The sequence below is a fragment of the Paenibacillus larvae subsp. larvae genome, assembly GCF_002003265.1.
In the GTDB taxonomy this organism is placed as follows: Bacteria; Bacillota; Bacilli; order Paenibacillales; family NBRC-103111; genus Paenibacillus_H; species Paenibacillus_H larvae.
Window position 1 is genome coordinate 222,761 of the sequence record NZ_CP019687.1, and the last position, 21,874, is coordinate 244,634.

Here is a 21,874-nt window from a genome sequence, read left to right on the forward strand (position 1 = left end):
CACGGTAGGTTACTCTAATTTTAGATCGATGATAGTTCCAATATAGTGTGCATGGTTTCGTTCTTGTCACTGTTAATCTAAAGTCTGTATGACCAACTAACATTCAAGAATCTCAATGATACCAAAGGTGACAGCTTGCGGCTTTAGCCGTGGGAGTCTCAATCATCTATAATGTCCTCCAATTTTCATGTGAAGCTCTTTAGCCTGGCCGGATCCTGTAATGGATTCTGTACGCATGATCGAAGCATCGCCGAACCGGACTTTAATACCGTCAAGTGCCTTTTTCAAAGCCATTTTTTTCATCCGATCTTCAAAAAAGATGAGCTGCATCGTATCATCACGGACAAGCCCTTCCAACGAGACGGATATCTTTCGGACGGGAAGATCCTCCCAATGTTTCTTGAGCAGACTTTTAGTTGAGGCTTAATGTTAGTAGAGGGAATGCTTGGCAAATACATTGATATTAACTTGGCCACGAAACCCCACCACCCACTAAAGCCCAAGCGAACCAGACCCCTTAACCGGCAATCCGGAACGGGCTCTAGGTTCCATTGGGCTTTTTTGCTGCGCTTTCACTCCGCAACCATGGGTACCCGGTGGCGTGGAAGAACAAAAACCGTAAATAGGAGGTCCGGCCTATGCCCTGCCTTTTTTCTTTTTTATCACATGGGTCTTTCCTTTCGGAAAGTCTTAATTGGAACCTGTTCAGGGGTTAAAAAGGGCATCGATCCCTTATTAAACGCTTATCCTTTCGGACTTGGGACACCTTCTCTGTTCTCCTCTGTTTAAATTTTTTTCCTTATTAGGCCAGGGTGCAATAAGTCGCAAACAATGGAAATTTTTTTAAGAACTTCACTCATGACCAAATGATAAAGGTATGTTACAGCTCTACGCTTGGGAACGGCAGAAAACGAAGCCATTCATAAAAATACCCTTCCCAAAGGGGAGGAGTATTCCGTTTGAGGCTTTTGACTTTCTATGCAATATCAGGTGGAAGTCCGCCAGCAACAAATTGTACTCCTTCAATAACGTCAGCTACTTTATATAAAGATAAAGATTGGCTGGCTTTCTTCGCCCACTTTTCCCCTATTACTTTTGATAATCCTTGCTTTGTTAATTGTTCCTTTGCTTACTCTTGAGTTTTTCTACCACAAAATCCAAAAGGTGTATTAAAAGATATAAGACAAACAAGGACAAAGAAACAAGGGCTACCCCAATATCCTTAATGACAATATCCTCGGAATACAGAGAATAAATTAATACATAAAGATACATCACCATTAACACTAACAGTTCCTCTAAGATGAGATTAAATAACCCCTTCTTTTTTATTAAAATCAGGCAAAAGAATCCATCTACAATCAATAATGTCACTACAGTAATAACAAAAAATTTAAAGACAATAACCATAGATTCGAAAGTGCTACTTGAATTTATGGATACGTAAGGTGTTAAAGAAACCAACTTAAGCACTCCATAAAAGATAAAGAATGGTATAGAAAGTATAAACAGCAACATCAGAGCCAGAACCGTAATTGCAAAAACGTGATCCCCAATAGTCTCTTTCTTGGTTTCCTTATTTTTTTCTGGTTTTACCAACACAAACACCCCAAAATTTGTATTTTATGTTATTATATCACTCGGGTGCAATTTACTGCACCAAAATGAAAAAATAAGAGGTACTATTTAATGAAGTTAAAGAAAAACATCACTCGAGGCATAGTAGCACTCACAGCATTAACCATTTTAACTACTTCAGGATTTGGTTCAATTTCATCAGCTCAAGCAGCTGAAAAAACATCAATTTCTAAAACACAAACACCTTCAGTGCCAACTAATTTCAATCAAAAACCAACTGTTTTAAAGTATTCACAAGCTTCTACACAATATGTCTTCAATTCAGCTAAATCAGGAAAAATACAGCCTAGGGGTCCAATTTTTGGTGCTCTTAGAGCAATAAAATTTATCGGATCAATATGTAGAGTCGGAGGCAAATCTCTTCAATGGATACTCAAACCTTTGTCTCCTGAAAAAGCGAAGGTAATCAGTAAATATGCCGATAAAATTGCAGATGCTACAGAAAGATTAAACACTGCATCAAAAGGTGCTCTTGTTTCTGCTTTAAAAGCGGTAGGAGTACCAGAAAAAACGGCTGAATCTATTGCAGATATCATTATGTGGCTTATATAAGACTAATAAAAAACAGGCTATGAATCTTCACATAAGATTCCAGGCCTGTTTTTTTATATGCCAGCAAAATAGGAATGGTGATTGCATGCCAATAAATGGTTATTTACTTGCAAGAGCATAAGGGGTTTTTGTTATCATTCAAGATTCGCTAACATCATGAAAGGGGTGCTGAAAGGTGAAAATTAAGAACTGGATCTTATGTATTGCAGTGGAGATTACATTGATAGGTGGTTCTGCACTTAGTACGACGCAGAAAGTAGTAACGAAGACTGTATAGCATTTATTGATCATGGAGTTTGGGAATTTGATATCGAAGAACACATTAAGAACAAAAAGAGCTGTGAAGGGCTTTCGGATGTAGAACAGATTTTTCTTGAGCTCTGTTGTTTTTTTGAACACCCGGATCGAACGTCCTTTGATTTGAGTAAGTTGTTTCAATTTTTAGATGGGTCATGGCTAACTTTGGCATTAGAAGCTATTCACCTTTTCTTTAAAAAAGATACCTATTTATTGCCTGAGGGCTCGGACCATATGTATATTGTGGATAAAGCGGAGGTTGAATTACTAAATCAAACTCAATTTGCGGATATGCTACGGGAGGCAGGATTTCGTTACGATAGGAGAAAAATAAATGTGTATTATAAAAGGGGTAAGCTTCCTCCCGAAGATAAAAAGATAGGCGGAAAAGTCTATTGGTTTATAGATACTGTTGAACAGTACATTCAGGACTTGCTGAAAGCTACCGGGACGGAAAAAAGATAAAGCATCGTGTTATTCAGAGCTTAGGAAATACTGATAAAGCAGCCCGACTGATTCGTCAGATTGTGGCTAAAAGTTGGGAATACTAAAAATACGGGTTGAGTCTAACAAAGGAGCTAGTATTTATAATTAAAATCTAAGGAGAAGGAAATTTTTTAATGAGTAACCAAGAGATTGTAGAAAGAATAGCTCTTTATTTGGCGAAAACGGATATTCATATGTTTTCAATCATCCTTCAGGAGAATAAAAAATTGCTTACGGATGCAAGTTTCCGGAAGTTTTTTGATTCTTTGTTACAAAGTTTTCCGATTGGCCAATACATTATAGAGTATACCGAATCGTCCGATCATAGATTTAAGGATATGATTTTGGAAGAAGTGATTGATTATATACAAAGTGATAAAGAGTACCTGCTCTATAAAGACCAAAAGGAAGTACAGGAAAAGATCGGATCATTGGAGATGGAACTGAATTATTATTACACAAGAAAATATGTTACTGAACAATCACCGGCTTATGTCACCGAAGTGACCCGGTTGGAGAAAATGAACGAACTTACTTCTGAATTACTGCAGTTCAACCACCAACTATCTAAGCTCGAGCTGCTTCTGGGAGAATGGCCTGTAGGGTTTTAAGGACTTCTTGATCAAAAGGAAAGGTTTACTTTAGATAATCTATTGCCGGCACCGGAATCAATAGAAGGTTGTAATTCAGATCTGGAAGAAGCTGAAAATACTAAAACTTATGTGGACAAGACTAAACTATACGAGTTTCGAAGGAAATTAATTGGCGATTTCATCATGGAAGCTGCTTATGATGGTAGCAATATATTTGTTAAAGAAACTGATGTGAAGAGAATGGGGATTGAAAACGGGGATAATGGCCATCCTCGTACGCTTTCAAGATTTTAAATTTATCCTCTGCGGAATAAGCTCTTTTAGACATAAAAAACACTCCCCTTCAGGAACAGATTTTTATTATTTCATCTGTCTACCTAAAGGGAAGCATATCACCTTTGGAAGGGTTATTTTTTTGATTCTTAAAATAAGAACAACCATTTTATGTTGATAACACAAATAAATACCAGTATAATTTTGGTAGATCCGGTATTTAAATAAAGTTAGGAGTGTGGTAACAATTAAGAAATCGTTAAAAATTTTACTTGCTATGTGTGGTTTTAGGATTTTTTAGTTCAAACGCTGAGGCAGCTTACCAAACGCAAATTAAAGGGCCATTTTACAAAGTTTTTATTGGTTCAGAGCTTGATACTTGGGCTGCCAAGCACTCTTCTCCAAGTTTAACTTTATCTGCTGCTGGCCGTAAGGCCGCCATTGCTAAATATGGCAAAATAATTCCCGATATACACTATAAAATTAAATGGTATCAAAAGATACAATACAGTCCTTATGGTTTAAGTTATAGGGGTACAATCGTAGATTATTCTTGTGTTTGGTAAAGGAGTGTAAAGATTATGGGAGCTATTTTGGCGGTATTAGCACTTGTATTTTCAAGTATTGCTGCAACACTTTGGTATAATCGCGAAAAATCAAACAATGATTGATGACATAGCCCCCCTTGAAGCAAAGGGGGGTAAATTTTGGTATTAGGGGCAATACCAGCGTAGCTGACAGAGACCGCAAAGTAGGGCTTACCTCACGAAAAGGAAAAAATCGTACGCTAAGGATTATTAATTGAGCGTTGCAAGGGTGTATTCCGGTAATCTCAGCTAGCTGTTACCAAGTGCCAACTTGCATATGATAATTTTTAAGTTCCGAATTTGGTTTTGTATTTGGAACTTCGTATATTCTACGCCCTTTATTGTATATTTCTACCACGAAAGCTATATTAATCCTATAAAAAATGCTTATCTTTATCTGCAGCCGGTATTAATACATCCGATCAACCTGGGAATTGATTCGGCAGCAGTATGATCAAATGATGAAGTATGCTACAGCTCTACGCTTGGAAACGGCAGAAACCGAAGCCATTCTGAAAAGATTCACACGAAATAACCTGAAGCATCCCACCTATCAAGCTTTAGGAGAGTTAGGGAAAGCAGTAAAAGCCATCTTCCTTTGCAATTACTTACACTCCGAGGAGCTGCGATGCGAAATCAACGAAGGGTTAAAGTGGTAGAAAGTTTCTGGCTTTGAGCCTAAATTATAATGAAAATAATACTTGCCAAATTATTTTGAAAACGCTATCATATTAATGCATAATAATACTAACATAGGAGCGATGCCGTGTGAGAATTGGTATTCCAAAGGAAATTAAAAACAATGAAAACAGGGTCGCAATAACTCCCTCAGGCGTTACGGAATTAGTAAAGAATGGACATTTAGTTTATATTGAAACTAATGCAGGATTGGGTTCTTCTTTCACAAATGAAGAATACAAGGCTGCTGGAGCTGAAATTGTAGCTAGTGCCAAAGAAGCATGGAATACAGATATGGTCATAAAAGTAAAAGAGCCTATTCAAGAAGAGTATCGCTTTTTCCGGGAGGGCTTAATTTTATTTACATTTTTACATCTTGCCTCAGAACCAGAGCTTACGAAAGCCTTAGTAGAGAGTGGCGTTATTGCTATCGCCTACGAAACAGTACAATTGAGTAATTCTTTACCATTATTAACACCGATGAGTGAAGTCGCAGGACGTATGTCAAGCCAAATTGGCGCACAATTTTTGGAAAAAAATCATGGAGGAAAAGGGATTCTTCTATCAGGTGTACCTGGTGTAGAACGGGGACAAGTAACTATTATTGGCGGTGGAACTGCGGGGACGAATGCTGCAAAAATTGCTGTTGGTTTAGGAGCTAAGGTAACCATTATCGACTTAAATCCTGAACGTCTCCGTCAATTAGATGATATTTTTGATGAGAAAGTCACAACCTTAATGTCCAACGAGACAAATATTGAAACAGCAGTAAAGAATTCGGATCTTGTTATTGGAGCTGTTTTAATACCAGGGGCAAAAACGCCTAAATTAGTTACTGAAAAAATGATTAAACAAATGAGATCTGGTTCAGTATTAGTAGATATAGCTATTGACCAGGGAGGAATTTTTGAAACAAGTGATCGTGTGACTACTCATGATAATCCTACTTACGAAAAACATGGAATTGTTCATTATGCTGTCGCTAATATGCCAGGTGCAGTACCTCGGACGTCTACCATTGCTTTGACAAATGTTACACTTTCTTATGCTAGAGAAATTGCCAATAAAGGTTATTCAAAAGCTTGCCTGGAAAATTTGGCACTTCAAAAAGGGATTAATGTTATGAAAAGACAAGTTACATTTAAAGCTGTCGCTGATGCAATTGGTTATGATTATAAAGAACCTCTTTCATTACTTGATTGAATTGTATTATGAAATTTTGAAGAAAGGCATTCTGTATTAGTTTGCCTTTCTTTTTACTACTAGGAAAACTCTGACGAGAGAGGTATTATCATGTCATCGATTTTTAAAAAAAAGCAATTAAATGTAAGCTCCTTAAAAAGAAACGAAATTGAAAAAAATCTAGGTGCTTTTGATTTGATTTTAATGGGAATTGGTGCTGTTATTGGAACAGGTGTATTAGTTTTAACCGGTTTAGTAGCTGCAACGGATGCAGGGCCAGGGGTGATCTTTTCGTTTATCATTGCGGCCATTGTTTGTGGTTTAGTAGGATTGTGTTATGCAGAAGTATCATCCGGTATTCCAGTATCGGGAAGTGCATATACTTATACCTATATTGCTATTGGAGAGTTTGTTGCCTATCTCACTGGATGGATACTGCTTGCAGTATATGCTTTAACAACAGCAACTGTAGCAAGTGGTTGGTCAGGATACTTTGTTGGATTTCTAGAGGGACTTGGTTTTCATCTCCCAGAATATCTAGTCACTATACCATCAGCTGGTGGCATCATTAATTTGCCAGCTTGTGGTATTGTTTTATTCATTACATTTATTTTATCCCTGGGCACAAAAGAAAGTAAAAAAATCAATAACATGATGGTGCTTGTTAAGTTATTCATAATTTTCCTATTTGTAGTTGTTGGTTTTTTCTATGTTAAACCATCAAATTGGTCACCTTTTTTACCCTTTGGTATTGAAGGGGTTCTAAATGGAGCCTCAGCGGTTTTTTTCGCGTTTTTAGGGTTCGATGCAATCTCTACATCGGCAGAAGAGGTGAAAAATCCTCAACGGAATTTACCTATTGGAATCATCTCATCCTTGGCAGTATGTACACTTATTTATATAGCGGTTTGTCTTGTAATGACGGGGGTATTGCCGTATTCAGAGCTTAATGTACCTGATGCAATGGCACATGTACTCTATTTTGTGAATCAGAATACGATTGCGGGTATTATATCTATCGGTGCTATAGTAGGTATTATGGCAGTTATTCTGGCTTATATTTATGCTGCTACACGTGTGTTTTTTGCAATGAGCAGAGATGGATTATTACCTAAATCTTTTTCGACTGTTAGCAGAAGAACAAATGCACCTACCTTTTCAGTATGGATTATAGGTACTATAATTATACTTATTACTGGTTTTATAGATTTAAAAAGTTTGGCTAACTTATCTAATATAGGTGCATTAATTGCTTTTATATTGGTTAGCATATGTACAATTATATTAAGAAAAAAACACCCAGAGATTCAAAGCGGATTTAAAGTACCGTTCATGCCTATACTTCCAATAATTGCCATATTATTCTGTCTCTTTTTGCTCATAAATCTACCGATTTTCACCTGGTTGTATTTTGGCATTTGGCTCTGTATAGGAACCGGTGTTTATTTCTTTTATTCAAGAAAACACACAATTTTAAAATAGTGGTCAAGACCCCATTTTGTAGACATTAAAAAAAGACCCTAGGCGGCAAGCTGGCGTCGGTACTCTGATATTATCCCCTTTAGGTAGACAGCATTAAAACTGATAGGTCCTAAGCAACCTTAGTACGGTATTCCACCGGACTAAGGTTGTTTAAGTGCACCCAGCATGGGCGCTATCTTTAGGGTTCAAGTCCCGAATGGCGAAGGCAGTAGTAGCCACTAGCTTAAGACAAGGGTGTCGATCGCGAGGTCGAATCTGAAGGAAGTCGGCGGCAAATCTCCGGCCCGAGGAACACGAATCTCATAGAAGGCTAACGTTCGTTGGATGAGGCTGCTTAACAAGTCGAAGTCCTTACTGCCGAAGGCGGATGGGAGTAAATGAGACGGGTAGGTGGAGAGGAAGATAGCGTTCTTACCTGGGGAGATCTGTACGGAACGCGGAGTATCTCCGTAAATTTGCTTGTGAAAGCAGACTGAGCGTACAGAAGTCAGCAGACGCCATAGTACGCAAGAAGTTGCAACGCCTTGCGGAAGGGCAGAACATGAAATAGGAATTTGTATATCCAGGCGTTCAGGATGAGTGATGAAAGCAGAAAATCCGAAAGGACCTGACTGAAGAAGGAAACGGTGAATCCCGTGTGGGGCTTCGGCAGGGCAGAACTTACTCCTGGCACAAGAGGAAGGTACAAATCACGTAAGGAGATGTAGAAATGTTGGAACAGTTGCTGTCACGGGGAAATCTTCTTGAAGCATTGAAGCGTGTTGAAGCCAATAAGGGAAGCCACGGCGTAGATGGCATGTCCGTAAAATCCTTACGAGAGCACATCAAACAAAACTGGCAGACAATACGGCAAGCGATAGAAGAAGGAACCTATCAACCGAGTCCCGTTCGCCGAGTCGAAATCCCGAAACCGAACGGCGGGACAAGGATGTTAGGCATTCCTACCGCGACAGACCGACTGATTCAACAGGCAATCGCTCAGGCACTAACGCCATTGTTTGATCCACGGTTTTCCGAACATAGCTATGGCTTCCGGCCGAAGCGGCGAGGGCATGACGCAGTGCGGAAGGCTAAAGCGTACATGACAGAAGGATACCGATTTGTCGTCGATCTTGATCTGGAGAAGTTCTTTGACCGTGTCCATCATGACCGGCTTATGAGGAAACTTGCGACCAGAGTGAAGGACAAGAAAGTTCTTCTGCTCATACGCAGGTATTTACAAGCAGGTGTAATGGAAGACGGTTTGGTTAAGCCAACAGCGGAAGGAATGCCACAGGGGGTCCATTAAGCCCGTTGTTATCCAATATCGTACTGGATGAACTAGACCAAGAACTAGAGAAGCGTGGACATCGATTCGTCCGCTATGCGGACGACTGTAACATCTACGTGAAAACCCAAAGAGCAGGCGAACGAGTCAAGGCAAGCGTAACCCAATTCATTGAAAGTCGACTTAAACTAAAGGTAAACCAAGCAAAAAGTGCGGTAGACCGCCCATGGAGACGAAAGTTTCTTGGATTTAGTTTCAGCGCGAACAAAGAGCCGAAAGTAAGGATTGCCAAGCAATCCTTACAGAAGGCGAAAGCTAAAATCCGAGAAATTACTTCGGAAGAAGCCAATAAAGATGGAAGAGTGAATTAAAGAGCTGAACCAATATCTTGTAGGTTGGTACGGTTACTTCTCGCTAGCGGACACGCCCGAGTATCTTTCAAAGCATGGACTCATGGATAAGAAGAAGACTACGCATGTGTCTTTGGAAACAATGGAAGAAACCAAAAACCAAAATAAAAAGGCTGCTATCTCTAGGGATTCCTAAGGATAAAGCTTTTGAATGGGGAAATACCCGAAAAGGGTATTGGCGAATTGCAGCTAGTCCGATTCTACAACGAGCATTAGACAACCAATATTGGAAATCCAATGGTCTGAAAAGACTATCGGACAGATACAACTCATTACGGAATATTTCATGAACCGCCGTATACCGAACGGTACGTACGGTGGTGTGAGAGGTCGGGGGTTTGCCGCCCCCTCCTACTCGATTTTTGCCTGGAACCTGTCGTAATTATAAAACCGTATGTATTTATCTATAGCGGTTTTGAGTGCCTCTTCAGATTCAAAAGATTGTATGTATAGACACTCTGATTTGAAATGCCCAAAAAAACTCTCCGTACAGGCGTTATCCAAACAGTTCCCTTTCGAGACATACTTGTTTTCATCTTGTATTGTTTCAGAAGTTTGCTAAAATGCCTGGAAGTATACTGATACCCCTGGTCACTATGGAGGAGGACACCTTTTGTTTTACGTACTTTTCGGGCTTTCTCCAATGTATCAATCACTAGTTGTAAGTCATTTCTGGTACTTAGGTGGAAAGCAATGATTTCGTTGTTGAATAGATCGCATATAGCGGACAGGTATAGGTTTTTCTGTTTATATGGAATGTAAGTAATATCGGTGACCCATTTTTCATTTGGCCGGGTTGCATGGAAATCTCGGTTTAATACATTATCGGAAACCACACATACTTCCTTTTTGTCATAATACCTTTTCTTTTTGCGAATCTGAGCTTGTATCCCCATTTGTTTCATTAAACGATAAACCCTTTTGTGGTTTACGTGTATACCATACGTCTTCTTCAACCAAATTCGCATCCGTGGATATCCTAAGATGCCACGTAGGCGTTGATGTCTTCTACTATCTTTTCCTTTAAGAATTGATCCTCCAGTTGTTTACAAGAAGACGTACCACGTCTTCGCTGCCATTTGTAAAACCCACTTCTGGATACATGAGCGATTTCACAAAGCATTGAGATACTATAACCCTTGAATGAGAGTTGATCCACCACGGCATATTGAGCGATTTTGCTTACGTTTTTCTTCCCCTCCTTTGTAGCGCCCAAAGCTTTTTTAAATATTCATTCTCCGCGCGCAATCTAATTAATTCCTCCTCAGGGCTCAGAGGGTTCTTTCTCGGCCTGCCTTTGTTCAAACCTTTTGATTTCCCACGTTTCTCTTCTAGCCCAGCCATACCTTCATTTTCATAATATTTAACCCAGCGTCTTATTGAAGCCTCTGGAATATTTAACTCTTTAGCAACGCGTTTATACCCTAAACCACATTCAAGATACATCTGAACTGCTTTATATTTCGATTCAGCTGAGTGAGTGCGTTGTATTCTTTTCATTAAAAAAATCCCCTCCAAGTTAACAGTAAGAGTCATTCTCTTAACTGTCTACCTAAAGGGGATAATATCAGAGTACCGATGCCAGCTTGCTGCCTAGGGTGCGTTTTCAAACTATCATGAAGTCTAAAAGTCTGGTAAACTTTGCATATGAAGAGACGATACGAATTACGAGATGATCAATGGAACGAAATCAAAGATGTGTTGCCGCCTGAACGAAAAACGCAGGGTGGCCGCCCTGCCAAGGATAATCGTCAAATGCTCAATGCGATGCTTTGGGTGATCCGTTCGGGAGCGCCTTGGCGCGATTTGCCCGAATACTACGGACCTTGGCAATCGGTATACACCCGATTCCGCCGATGGGAAAAAGCAGGCGTATTCGATCGCATGGTGGATATCCTTTCTGCCGATCCCGATGACGAAAGCGTCATGCTCGATGCCTCCATTATCCGTGTTCACCAGCACGGGGCGGGGGCAAAAGGGGGCAGCAATTTCAAGCCCTCGGCCGGTCGCGAGGAGGCTTAACCTCCAAAATCCACGCGGTAGTGGACGCCCTCGGCAATCCTTTAAAATTCGAAGTGACGGCAGGAAACATAAACGATTGCGTAGTCGGATACGAACCTTGATATCGAAGGTAAAAACGTCTTGGCTGATCGTGGGTACGACACCGATAAAATTATTGCGCTGCTGGAAGACAAGCAGGCCTGTTCCGTCATTCCCAGCCGTAAACATCGAACCGTTCAACGCGGAACCGACTGGTGGCTCTTTAAAGAACGGCACCTGGTCGAATGTCTTTTCAATAAACTGAAGCACAATCGTCGATTAGCTACTCGTTACGATAAATTATCGTGCACGTTTGTTGCTTTTTTAAAGCTGGCTTCTGCTATGATCTGGCTGGCTTAAGGTTTGAAAACATACCCTAGGGTCTTTTTCTGTTGTCCACAAAATGGGGGCTTAACCACTTAATCAAGAGCTTCCTCGTTAATTCCAAAGTATTCCGGACAGGCTTCCAGCAAAAGCAATGCGCTATGAAGACCAGGATGCGATGTGTTGAGTTGCAAAGCTTAAGCTTACTGCTCTTTTTCCCAACTTGAACAGTATCAAAAACCTCCTGCCTCAATCTTCTTCTCGTTGGCGTATCTGCAGCCACCAAGTGCTGTCTCACGAAGCGCGGAAGGCATCGATTGTCCGATCTTAAACATCGCTTCAATCATCTCATCGCAAGGGATCGTGCTCGTGACTCCAGCCAAGGCTATATCGGCGTTCACTTCATTGGTGGCTACAACATTGCTGACTGTGTCCAGGATCGTAAATCCGATTAGTCCGTGATCTGCGGAGATGTACGCATGAAGCTTAACTGTATCTCCTCCAGTCAAGCCGGAATTTACCACTTATCAGAAGTAATTTGCTCACTTTATAATAAGTCTAACAATCGTTCGAGTTATGCCTCTTACTTGCGGGCCTGAAGTAGCAAGGTGGTTAGTCCGCAAAGCAGTACGGCAATGGCCATAAAGGTAAAGGCGGAACTGAACGATCCGCCGTTCTTGTCAATCAAAGCACCCATAATCATTGGTGCCAAAAAACCACCGATCGTACCGCCCGTATTAATGATTCCGATTGAGGAACCAATAATCGCTCGATCAAATAATTTGTGTGGCCACGTAAAGATAGCTGTAAACGTACCCACGGATACCATGCTGATCAAAATTAAAAGAATCGTCGATACGATCAGGTTCATGGAGAAGATAAAGCCGACGAGCAGTAAAGACACTAAGATGGCAGTAGAAATGACGAAGGCTTTCTCTTTGCCAAGGAACCATTTAGATAGCAACCCACCGAAAATCATCGTCGCAACCGTAGTGCACACTGCATTGATTGCGAGAATAGTGCCTACTTGACCAATTCCAATGCCAAATTGGCTCTTAAGATAAGTTGGTAACCATGAGATGTTGCCGTATAACAAGAAGTTAAGCAACAGCAATGCTACAAACAGAACAAGCACATTGCGATTCATAATAATTTCGGTAAACTTGAGCTTTGGAGCACTATTGTTCAATTGTACAGGCACCTTATAGTCATTAGGGACGAAGAGGAATACGCAGAGCATCGCTACGGCAAATAACATACCAAGCACAAAATAACCAACCTTCCAGTTGCTTGCGATTAGTTGAGCTCCAAGGGTGTACGCTAGGATTCCCCCAATACCGGATGTAGACAAGATTAGGGATTGTACGAATGTTCTTTTTTCCTTCGGGAAATGATCCGCAATCGTCTTCGAGCAACTTGGCGGATAACCCGCATGTCCTACACCAGCAAAGAATCGAATCATGACGAAGGCGATCAAGCTAACGCCCATTCCGAAGAAGAAGGAGAATAAGGAAATAAGAGAAAGTGACGTCATCAAAACCTTCTTTGCTCCGAACTTATCCGCCAGCCATCCGCTTGGAATCTGCATAATCGAGTAACCAAGGAAGAACAAACTCATAATGAGTCCCGTTTGTGAATTCGTAAGGTTGAATTCATCTGCCAATGGAATAATCGCCGTGGAGACCAAGTTTTTATCCATATAAACCATAGAATAGCCGGCCATTAGCGCAAAGATTAACAGATAAGGATTTTTGTTTTTGGATTTGTCCATTGCTGACCTCCTGTTAATGTGGAACGACAATAAAAGATTGATCAAGCCTTCTATTGACGGCTCCAGTAAAGCTATTTCTTGCCGAGTACATCGAGCGCGATCTGAACATGCATTTGCATACCGATAGCAAGTGCATCCTCATTGATCTTGAACTTCGGATGATGGTTCATATAGCCGCAGCCCTCCTCTTCCGTTCCGCCTCCCAAGACGAAGAATGATCCCTTTGTTACATCGGTATAGGCTGAGAAGTCTTCACTACCCATCATTTTCGGACAAATAAATTGCTGCTCCCCTACGATCTTGTCTGCTGCTTTGCGAACGATATCTGTAGATTCCTCATTGTTCACAACTGCACTGTAGCCATTTTGATAATGAAGCTCATATGTGCCGTTATAAGCCTTCACGATATGATCAATCACTTCATGAATGCGTTTCTTCATTAATTTACGAATATCTGCATTCGTTGTGCGAACCGTTCCTTTAATTGTCGCCGCATCGGGAATAACGTTGAATACCTCGCCTGCCGTGAATTGTCCGATAGAAAGTACGGCATTGTCTAATGCAGATACGTGTCTGGATACAATGTTGTTCAGGTTCGTCACGATTTCTGCCCCGATTGTGATTGGATCAATGGACAGCTCAGGTGTAGAACCGTGTGAGCCCTTGCCTTGAATTTTAAGTTCGAAGATATCCTGAGCCGCGGACATCGCTCCAGGATTGGTACCTATCATTCCTGCTGGCAGCTTAGGGAAAATGTGAATACCAAATACGTAGTCGACATCATTAAGCACCCCAGTATCCACGATTTCCTTTGCTCCACCTGGCGGCACCTCTTCTGCTGGTTGGAAGATGAACTTAATCACGCCTGACAGCTGATCCTTCATGCCAGAAAGCACTTTGGCAGCGCCAAGCAGCATAGCAGCGTGCGTGTCATGTCCACAAGCATGCATAATGCCAGGCTTGGTGGATTTGAACTCCACATCTGCTTCTTCTTCGATAGGAAGGGCATCGATATCTGCTCGCAGTGCAATCGTCTTGCCTGGCGTACTTCCTGTTAGCTTGGCAATTAGGCTGTTTGTCGTTGGTCGTGATAGTTCGAGATTCGGAAACGTACTTAGTACGTCATAAATATAATTAGACGTCTCTTCTTCTTCAAAGGATAGCTCTGGATATTGATGGAAATGTCTCCGCCATTGAATGACTTCTTCAGTCGGCAATTGCTCTCTCCAGTTTGTCATGTTGTTCCCCCCGTCAGGATATATTAAAAACGCTTACAAAAATATTGTAAAAAAAATTGCCCCTTTTGACTTGCCGGAATTTGCTGAAAAAAAGGGCAATTTATAACTTTGTAGAGGACATCTTAGATTTGGAGCAAAAAACAATCTGTTATTTTTGCGGTCCTGTACATTATTGAACATATTCCTATAGCAATGGTTGGATCACATACAGCTTGCAGGCATTCATCGTCAGACTTGCATGGAGATTCAGTTCATCTAGAAGGAAGCTACGCTCCATTTGAACCTCCGGGAGAATTTTACTTTCAAGGTACCTTAACATTTCAGCATCAAGCTCCTTTGGAGCACCAAGTCTAATCCACTCATGATAGATTCCTCCATGATCCTTATCAAGCAAATACTGCTTCAGCTGATAGTTTCTTGCAGGCAGCCCCGACAAATAAATATCAATTCGCTTATTGCGCACTTGGGTCAAGAAATCATCAATGGAATACAGCGGGTCCATATAGCACGCATTGTAAACTAGAAGGTGCCATTCCTCTCCCTCAAGGGTAAGAACGCAGCCTTCCTCGATATGAAGAACCTTGCTGCCTAGGCGATCGAACATTTGCAGAACGAAGAATAACGGACGCTTCAGCTTCTCATACAAAAAGACGGACAAGCAGCTATCTTGTCTAACCCTGGTCAGCTTCTCCTTCAGCTTGATGTTTAGCCAGAAGCCAATGCCCTGGATCTCGCTAGACAGGTCTGTCAAGATCTCAATAATAAGCGCAGCGCGGAAGAAGGAGCCACTTAGTACATCGCCTTGTCCCACCAAAGTGTTCCATTCCGTAATGAAGCATCGTGGCTGCTCAAGGCCTGCTTTCTCGAACCCCTGTTTCACGTGCTGAAGCAGGTTCTTCTGATATTTCCGATAATACTGGAATAAATTCTCCCCATCCCGGGAATCTTTTTCTTCCGATGGGTCCGCCGTCAGCGTGACGAAGTCCGGTTCTCTTTGACTACTCTTGGCATAGTCTACAAAGCTTTGGAAGCGTTCTGTCTCCTCTGGATCTAATGAAGATAGGATCTGTAACCCCACTTGAAGTCTAGGATGAACCATTTTGAGTTGGTTATAGAGCCTTTCATAAGCCAGTTGTATGGACTTGCTATCCTTGACCGATTCAGATACAAGCTCAAAACACCATGTCTCGAGCTCGGCTCTGCCATACCGATCTATCAGGTAACAGACCATATCCAGAATAGGGTCTTTCTTCAACTTGCTGGATTGGGAAGCCATTACTTCCTCTACTTTTAATTGAATCATCGGCATCATCTTGTTCGCAACGATGAAATCAAAGATTCGGTTATTATTAGGCCACTCTATCAGCATATTGCTTTTTTCTTTCAGCTCATGCTCGATTCCGAACCCAATCATTCGAATATAGTGAAATTCAAGCTCTTGATACACGCATTGAAGCTGGCTTTGAACCTCTTGATCCAATACTTCCGAGGCTTGTCCAATGTTTATAATCTTTCGAGGTGTAGCTATATAAGTTGAATCAATATTCTTAGCAAACCTTGGCAAGGAAAAAGGAACCATTTGTCGAATAAGAAACAGATCAAGAATAGACAAGTGGGGATGACAATGGATAAACATACCGAACTGGCAAAAGTAACGGCAGCCATGCAACAAACCAAAGAGCGCCGAATGTATGAACGCTACCAAGCGATTTATTTGCATTTGAAAGGCACATCCATGAAGGCGATCGCTGACATTTTGAATCGAAACCGAATGACGGTGAGCAGTTACATTCATACGTACGAGAACGGTGGACTGGGAGCCTTGCAAATCAAGCATTCCTCAGGTGCTCCTACTCGGTTGACGAAGCAGCAGCAGGATCGCTTGAAACAAACCGTCGCCTATTCGGTTCCCCATGAGGTCGGCTTTACGGCAAAGCACAACTGGACGCTTGAACTGATTGCCACGTACGTGGAACGCGAATGGGGCCATTGCTATTCGCTCCGAGGCATTTCCAAGGTCATGGAGCGGCTAGGGCTCAGCTATACGAAACCGACCTACACGCTCGCAGCAGCAGATCCCAAGAAACAACGCCATTTCACCGAAACGACCTTTCCTGAACTGAAAAAAAGCTACTGAACGAGGAGATTGATCACTTGCTGTTCGAGGATGAGTCGATGATCCGGGACTACCAGGCGATTCAGAAGACCTGGTTCCTTCGCGGGAAGCAACGCATCATTCCAACCACGGGCAAGCATCGTGGGGTCAAACTGCTGGCCACGGTTGACTATGAAACGGGACACATCGTTTGGCAAGAAGATGAACAGTACACCGCTGAAACGTTTCTTTCCTTTCTTCAAAAGGTCATGGCGACTTATCCAACAGGGAAACTGGCTCTGGTTTTGGACAATGCCCGGATTCATCATGCAAAGCTGCTTCGGCCGTTTCTGGAAGCGCAAAAAAATCGGCTTGAGCTTGTGTACTTGCCTCCATACAGCCCTCAGTTAAATATCGTAGAAGGACTCTGGAAATGGCTCAAGTCCAGTGTGATCAATAACGTATTCTATTCGGCCGTTTCCGAAATCCGTCTGCGTGTCGGGCAATTTATGGATGAAATCATGAAGCATCCTCATGCCATTATTGACCGGCTGTGCGTGCGACTTTGATTGCTATTTTCTTTCGTTCAACTTATATAGTACCGTAGAGTGTTCAGTTTCTACCATAAGCTCAACCTTCTTACGAATCACATTGCTATGGTCATTCAAGTCTTTTTTTACCATATACTTCGACAGCTCTTCGAGTGCAGCGGAAGGATTAATGACCTCATAGGAGGAATGCGCCGCTTGAAGCGATTCTTGAGCGGATACTTCTTTTCCCCGCTCGCTTCGGAATTCGCTTGGCGTCATGCCATAGTGGTCCTTGAAGCACTTATTGAATGTTTTCACATTGGCAAAGCCATTGTTCATTGCAATCTTTAATATCGGATGCTCGGTATGCAATAGTTCTGGAACAGCCTTCTTTAACCGAACCTCGTTCACATACTGCGTAAAGGTCATCCCGACGTTTTTTTTGAACTGTCGGGATAAGTGGTACAAGGAAATATACTCCTGACGTGCAAATTGCTCCAGCGATAGTGGTGATCGATAGTCCTGATCGATGACGTGAAGGATTCTTAATATCCGTTTGTTATGAACCCCATTCGCTTGGATCATCGACTCACCCTGGTCCTCCCCTTGAAAATGGGTCGTAAGGATGGAAAGTAGTTTGAACAAATATTTTCCCATCTCAAAAGGAAATCCTTCATGCTGTCGATAATAGGCTAGCATGAGGTACGTTAATGTCTCTCGGAGCATGCGGTACGTGTCCTGCTCTCCCTCATTCGCAATCGCTGAATTACAGGAAAATCGTGGATTCCACGGGCACTTCAAATACTGCTCCACCCCAGCTCGCGTGATCATCAGCTTTAGAATAAAGGTACCGTTATCACTACGAAGCGTAAAGTTCTCGTAAGGGTGAATCATAACCACATCATCAGCTTTAAGCTGATAAGTCTTCCCGGAGATTTGGATATGGACACGTCCTCTAAGAATCAGCAGAATGATTAATTCATCTAGGGCTTGCTTATTCATTGTCTTAAGCTGTACTAACGAGAGTTGTATAGAAGATGGCCATTCATTGCTCATATGTTCATTGTCCTTTTTTTATCATGTTGAAAGGAATGGCAAAGCCACTCCTTGAGTTATCGAAAACATTCTCGCTTTACATATTCCTATATATCTGTATGCCTGCCTGTATTCGTCCAATCCACGTCATACGTCCCAGTTTTGTTCGAACTGTGGTTCGACTGTTAAGAAAACACTATCTGTTCGAATCCATCTTGTGATCACTGTGGTTACATGGCTGACCGTAAGGGAAAATGCCGCTACGCAACGGCATTTCTAGGTCAACAAACGACACAATTGGATGCATATGTCCGTCAACGGATTCGCCGCTGTCGCCTTTCACAAAGAGGTGGCAGCAAAACATACAGAAGAGCCGATATGTTGAAGTCGATCTACACACACGAGCGCCTTGTAGGAGCAGGACTTCGATATGCCGAGAGAATTATTCGGGATGCAGCCGCAGGTCTGCCGATGTCAGATAACGAATATTTAGCGATTATTCGTCAGCGTAGGAAGAAGGCAGCCATAGCTAAACGGCAACGCAAAGCCGATGACACCGAGTACTGGGTAAAACGGGCCGCCGCTTACCAACGGGTGGAGGAAAGAGTGCGCAAATTCGAGAGTAAGTAACGTAGAGCGGTTTTCAACCGCACGAGCCGTTCATTGAGGGGCCGACCTCGAAAGAGGTTGGTCTACTCTATCACAGGGTATATTGCTTCCGTAATTTTCATCTGATCTTGGACAAGGCACCCAAATCCCCAAAACTTGAGGTCGAGCTCATATTTCTTTGTCTCCGGGTTCTGTCTTAAAAAGCCTTTTTTCTTATATGTCACCAAAATACGATAAACAATGGAATGGCTGAGACCCATTTTTTTAGCTAATTCTCGAACTCCCCAAGATGGTGTTTCTTCAGTGAAATGTTCTAGCAAGTCCAGTGATTTTTCCAATGTCTTCAGCATATCATCAACTACTTTCGCCATATTAAGTTTAATATAAATTATAAAATTTCGATTAAGAAAAGTTAATGATTTATATTATAATGCCTAAATATGGAATAAGCAAGCCAAATTAAATATCGAAGATTAAAAAGTATATATTAAAAATGACCGCAGACACGGTAACGTCTACGGTCTGCAACAGACGCCCTAGCTATATAATTGTTAGATTGTGTCTAACAATCGGGGTGCAGTTCATTTAACACCAGGGTGTTTTTCCTATATCCCACTATAAGGGGTACATTTCAATATTATCCCCTTTAGGTAGAGGGATTTTTTCATGAAAGGTTACCCGGCAGTATGCCGTTTTTTATTTCAATAGAAAGGTTGCTTCCTTGCGGAAAGTCTTCCTGTTCAGGGCGTTTAAAAAGGGAATCGAGCCCTTATTTAAACGCCTGTCCTATCGGACAGTGCGCAGTGGAAAATATCTTCGCTTTGCGAATATACTTCCCAGCTGCTCCTTTTGGGTGGGGGCACCTTCTCTGTTCTCTTTAGAATAAATTTTTCCTTATTAGGCCATCAAGGGGGCGACAAGTCGCCAACAATGAAAATTTTTTTGAGAACTTCACTCAAAAAATTTTTCATTCTTCAAGCCCCTTGACGGCCTTTGCGGAAAAATTTGAAGTCTCTTTGAACATAGAAGATGTTCACATAACAAAGGAGGATGATTAAGGATGATCATTGACGGAATCGAATACGAGGATGTACTGGAAATTACGGGGCGACAGGTATTACGATCTGCCGCAGGTTTTTACATTGGCCGGCTGGCTAAGATGAGCTGGTCGAATTGAGAGTTTGTTCTATTTGACCGGTTAAGTGACTACTTCCGGAAGGAGGTGGATGCGCAAGCAGTTTTAGAGAGGGATTCGTAAGAAGAGTTCATGGTTCCGATAAGGAGCATGAATTTTTTTAGTCGGTGCTCTTGATCGATTTCGTTTCCGAATCTTCGTAAACATCATAAACGGTATTTTTTACCTTATTTTTCGTGGCCAGAGCGTAGTTAAGAATTAAAGAGAGTTCGTCTAGCCTCTGCTCATCAAGTGAGGTTTTTTCATGTTTTTTAAAATGTGAAGCTCTTTAGCCTGGTCCGATCCTGTAATGGATACTGTGCACATGACCGAAGCATTGCCGAATCGGTCTTTAATGTCGTCAAGGGCCTTTTCCAAAGCATCTTCAAAAAAGGTGAGCTGCATCGTATCATCACGGACAAGCTCTTCCAACGAGACGGATATCTTTCGGACGGGAAGACCGTCCCAATGTTTCTTGAATAACACAAGGCTGGCCTGGTGCACATCATCACTAAGGTTGGTTGGATCCTCTAGGCTTCATCTGCCGGTGAAACCCGGTAGGATGATCAAAGTTAGCTCCTTGGCAGCCGACAGATACGACCTGCCCCATGTATCCTTTGGACCGGACCGCTGGCACACTAATTCCGATAGCTCTAACAGAGGGACATGCAATTCTTTAAGACCAAGACCAATTCCCTTTTGACCGATAAAAGTATCCGGAGTAACTATAATGCTCCCATTAGGTTGAGACACGGGAGGGTGATAAATAAGTTATAATGAAACTATGGAAAAACGAAACCGGTATACCTCAGAGTTTAAAACAAAGTGCTGGAGACCCTCCGTGAGGAGCAGACCGTTAACGAGATCGCCACTAAATATGAACTAAGCCCAGTCATGATTAGCCGGTGAAAATCGGAATTTCTTGCGTCTCAATGGTGTTCGAAAAGAAAACTAATGAAGTCGACAAACTGAAAAAGGAGTATGAGAACAAGCAGGAGCATCTAGAGAAGCTGGTTGGCCAACTTACAGTAGAGGTCGACTGGCTCAAAAAAAATCTGGTCTTAAATAAATCCCTGGAAGATCGAAAAGTAATGGTAGAGCGTGACAACACTAAGATCACCGTTAAGCGCCAGGCAAATAGAACAAGCGTTTCTCGCCATCGTAAGGGGCACCGTGAAAGCGAAGAAAATGTGCAAATCATGCATCACATCGATGAGATCTATATGAAGCATCCCTACTTTGGCTATCGACGTATGATCCAATTCTTCGAGATCAAGATCCAAAATCAATTTTAAGCGCGTACGCCGTCTCATGCAGACCATGGGCATTGAGGCGATCTATCCGAAGCCGAACTTAAGCAAACGCCTTCACGCTAAGTATACCCACCTTTATCTGCTGCGCGGTTTAACCATTGACCAGGCCGAATCAGGTCTGGGGAATCGACATCACGTATCTTCGGATGGCAAGGGATTTATGTACGTATTCAACATCACCCGGCTGGTACATCCGTAAAGTGATTGACTATGAGCTTTCTAGCACACTGGAAAAAGGCTTTGTTCTTAGATGTCTCAAACGTGCATTCAGCCGTTATAAGCCGGAAATTATAATAGCGA

Annotated in this window: 22 protein-coding genes and 5 pseudogenes; 14 read left to right on the forward strand and 13 right to left on the reverse strand. The window is 42.0% G+C overall.

Going from position 1 to position 21,874, the window contains the following annotated elements:
• Positions 1-162 precede the first annotated feature (162 nt).
• The gene (locus BXP28_RS01195) at positions 163-357 is read right to left on the reverse strand and encodes a hypothetical protein (RefSeq protein WP_023484139.1); all 195 of its coding nucleotides are present in this window, start codon (positions 355-357) and stop codon (positions 163-165) included.
• 756 nt (positions 358-1,113) lie between these two features.
• A complete protein-coding gene (locus BXP28_RS01200; protein ID WP_046655214.1) occupies positions 1,114-1,599 on the reverse strand; it encodes a hypothetical protein in 486 nt (161 codons plus the stop codon).
• Between the two features lie 90 nt (positions 1,600-1,689).
• Between BXP28_RS01200 and BXP28_RS01205 the strand changes: the two genes are divergently transcribed.
• The 9 genes and pseudogenes from BXP28_RS01205 to ltrA all read left to right on the forward strand — a co-directional run bounded on the left by BXP28_RS01205 (position 1,690) and on the right by ltrA (position 9,735).
• The gene (locus BXP28_RS01205) at positions 1,690-2,190 is read left to right on the forward strand and encodes a YqxI family protein (protein ID WP_235430733.1); all 501 of its coding nucleotides are present in this window, start codon (positions 1,690-1,692) and stop codon (positions 2,188-2,190) included.
• A gap of 633 nt (positions 2,191-2,823) precedes the next feature.
• Positions 2,824-2,952: a hypothetical protein gene (locus BXP28_RS23735; RefSeq protein WP_257125659.1), complete on the forward strand. Its 129-nt coding sequence runs from the start codon at positions 2,824-2,826 to the stop codon at positions 2,950-2,952.
• Between the two features lie 11 nt (positions 2,953-2,963).
• Positions 2,964-3,038: a hypothetical protein gene (locus BXP28_RS25720; RefSeq protein ID WP_496543689.1), complete on the forward strand. Its 75-nt coding sequence runs from the start codon at positions 2,964-2,966 to the stop codon at positions 3,036-3,038.
• 69 nt (positions 3,039-3,107) lie between these two features.
• Positions 3,108-3,584, forward strand: a complete 477-nt coding sequence (locus BXP28_RS01215) for a hypothetical protein (protein WP_036658153.1) — start codon at positions 3,108-3,110, stop codon at positions 3,582-3,584.
• Between the two features lie 42 nt (positions 3,585-3,626).
• Positions 3,627-3,860, forward strand: a complete 234-nt coding sequence (locus BXP28_RS01220; RefSeq protein WP_036658155.1) for a hypothetical protein — start codon at positions 3,627-3,629, stop codon at positions 3,858-3,860.
• A 948-nt stretch (positions 3,861-4,808) separates the two neighbouring features.
• Positions 4,809-5,076: pseudogene (locus BXP28_RS01230) on the forward strand (Tn3 family transposase); the annotation flags it as partial.
• A gap of 118 nt (positions 5,077-5,194) precedes the next feature.
• Positions 5,195-6,307 carry an alanine dehydrogenase gene (gene ald, locus BXP28_RS01235; protein ID WP_036658160.1) on the forward strand — a complete coding sequence of 371 codons (1,113 nt, stop codon included), beginning with the start codon at positions 5,195-5,197 and terminating at the stop codon, positions 6,305-6,307.
• 90 nt (positions 6,308-6,397) lie between these two features.
• Positions 6,398-7,768: an amino acid permease gene (locus BXP28_RS01240; RefSeq protein ID WP_023483532.1), complete on the forward strand. Its 1,371-nt coding sequence runs from the start codon at positions 6,398-6,400 to the stop codon at positions 7,766-7,768.
• 709 nt (positions 7,769-8,477) lie between these two features.
• Positions 8,478-9,735 (forward strand): annotated as a pseudogene (gene ltrA / locus BXP28_RS01250) (group II intron reverse transcriptase/maturase).
• A 61-nt stretch (positions 9,736-9,796) separates the two neighbouring features.
• Here ltrA and BXP28_RS24825 read toward each other — a convergent pair.
• The 3 genes and pseudogenes from BXP28_RS24825 to BXP28_RS01265 all read right to left on the reverse strand — a co-directional run bounded on the left by BXP28_RS24825 (position 9,797) and on the right by BXP28_RS01265 (position 10,945).
• The gene (locus BXP28_RS24825) at positions 9,797-9,949 is read right to left on the reverse strand and encodes an IS3 family transposase (protein ID WP_104932588.1); all 153 of its coding nucleotides are present in this window, start codon (positions 9,947-9,949) and stop codon (positions 9,797-9,799) included.
• A 56-nt stretch (positions 9,950-10,005) separates the two neighbouring features.
• Positions 10,006-10,413: pseudogene (locus BXP28_RS24830) on the reverse strand (IS3 family transposase); the annotation flags it as partial.
• A gap of 214 nt (positions 10,414-10,627) precedes the next feature.
• On the reverse strand, positions 10,628-10,945 hold the full coding sequence (locus BXP28_RS01265; RefSeq protein WP_036656001.1) for a transposase: 318 nt from the start codon (positions 10,943-10,945) through the stop codon (positions 10,628-10,630).
• A 147-nt stretch (positions 10,946-11,092) separates the two neighbouring features.
• On the opposite strand from BXP28_RS01265, the pseudogene BXP28_RS01270 reads away from it, so the two are divergent.
• A pseudogene (locus BXP28_RS01270) lies at positions 11,093-11,845 on the forward strand (IS5 family transposase).
• Positions 11,846-12,044: 199 nt separating this feature from the next.
• Here BXP28_RS01270 and BXP28_RS23145 read toward each other — a convergent pair.
• The 4 genes and pseudogenes from BXP28_RS23145 to BXP28_RS01290 all read right to left on the reverse strand — a co-directional run.
• Positions 12,045-12,210: pseudogene (locus BXP28_RS23145) on the reverse strand (L-serine ammonia-lyase, iron-sulfur-dependent, subunit alpha); the annotation flags it as partial.
• Positions 12,211-12,392: 182 nt separating this feature from the next.
• Entirely contained in the window at positions 12,393-13,580 is a 1,188-nt protein-coding gene (locus BXP28_RS01280; protein WP_023484372.1) for an MFS transporter, read from the reverse strand.
• 71 nt (positions 13,581-13,651) lie between these two features.
• Positions 13,652-14,818 carry a M20 metallopeptidase family protein gene (locus tag BXP28_RS01285; RefSeq protein ID WP_036658167.1) on the reverse strand — a complete coding sequence of 389 codons (1,167 nt, stop codon included), beginning with the start codon at positions 14,816-14,818 and terminating at the stop codon, positions 13,652-13,654.
• Between the two features lie 184 nt (positions 14,819-15,002).
• Positions 15,003-16,298, reverse strand: a complete 1,296-nt coding sequence (locus BXP28_RS01290; protein ID WP_158225752.1) for a GH39 family glycosyl hydrolase — start codon at positions 16,296-16,298, stop codon at positions 15,003-15,005.
• 138 nt (positions 16,299-16,436) lie between these two features.
• On the opposite strand from BXP28_RS01290, the gene BXP28_RS01295 reads away from it, so the two are divergent.
• Positions 16,437-17,482, forward strand: a protein-coding gene (locus BXP28_RS01295; RefSeq protein ID WP_104932612.1) for an IS630 family transposase whose coding sequence is annotated in 2 segments (ribosomal slippage) — positions 16,437-16,940 and positions 16,943-17,482 — 1,044 coding nt in all. Because the reading frame shifts where the segments join, the coding sequence is not laid out codon by codon here.
• A gap of 3 nt (positions 17,483-17,485) precedes the next feature.
• On the opposite strand, the gene BXP28_RS01300 is transcribed toward BXP28_RS01295, so the two are convergent.
• Entirely contained in the window at positions 17,486-18,499 is a 1,014-nt protein-coding gene (locus tag BXP28_RS01300; RefSeq protein ID WP_023482939.1) for an AraC family transcriptional regulator, read from the reverse strand.
• Between the two features lie 357 nt (positions 18,500-18,856).
• On the opposite strand from BXP28_RS01300, the gene BXP28_RS01305 reads away from it, so the two are divergent.
• The gene (locus BXP28_RS01305) at positions 18,857-19,108 is read left to right on the forward strand and encodes a hypothetical protein (RefSeq protein ID WP_036658172.1); all 252 of its coding nucleotides are present in this window, start codon (positions 18,857-18,859) and stop codon (positions 19,106-19,108) included.
• 62 nt (positions 19,109-19,170) lie between these two features.
• Here the strand turns inward: BXP28_RS01305 and BXP28_RS01310 are convergent, their stop codons facing one another.
• The 3 genes from BXP28_RS01310 to BXP28_RS01315 form a co-directional block, all read right to left on the reverse strand.
• Positions 19,171-19,437, reverse strand: a complete 267-nt coding sequence (locus tag BXP28_RS01310) for a helix-turn-helix domain-containing protein (protein WP_051428093.1) — start codon at positions 19,435-19,437, stop codon at positions 19,171-19,173.
• Positions 19,438-20,382: 945 nt separating this feature from the next.
• Positions 20,383-20,481 carry a hypothetical protein gene (locus tag BXP28_RS24835; protein ID WP_357548401.1) on the reverse strand — a complete coding sequence of 33 codons (99 nt, stop codon included), beginning with the start codon at positions 20,479-20,481 and terminating at the stop codon, positions 20,383-20,385.
• A 14-nt stretch (positions 20,482-20,495) separates the two neighbouring features.
• Positions 20,496-20,747, reverse strand: coding sequence for a hypothetical protein (locus tag BXP28_RS01315; protein WP_235430743.1), 252 nt, complete (start codon positions 20,745-20,747; stop codon positions 20,496-20,498).
• A gap of 446 nt (positions 20,748-21,193) precedes the next feature.
• Between BXP28_RS01315 and BXP28_RS24840 the strand changes: the two genes are divergently transcribed.
• Both BXP28_RS24840 and BXP28_RS24845 read left to right on the forward strand, forming a co-directional pair.
• On the forward strand, positions 21,194-21,556 hold the full coding sequence (locus BXP28_RS24840; RefSeq protein WP_023484743.1) for a hypothetical protein: 363 nt from the start codon (positions 21,194-21,196) through the stop codon (positions 21,554-21,556).
• A gap of 16 nt (positions 21,557-21,572) precedes the next feature.
• On the forward strand, positions 21,573-21,773 hold the full coding sequence (locus BXP28_RS24845) for a hypothetical protein (protein ID WP_144029533.1): 201 nt from the start codon (positions 21,573-21,575) through the stop codon (positions 21,771-21,773).
• Positions 21,774-21,874: the final 101 nt, after the last annotated feature.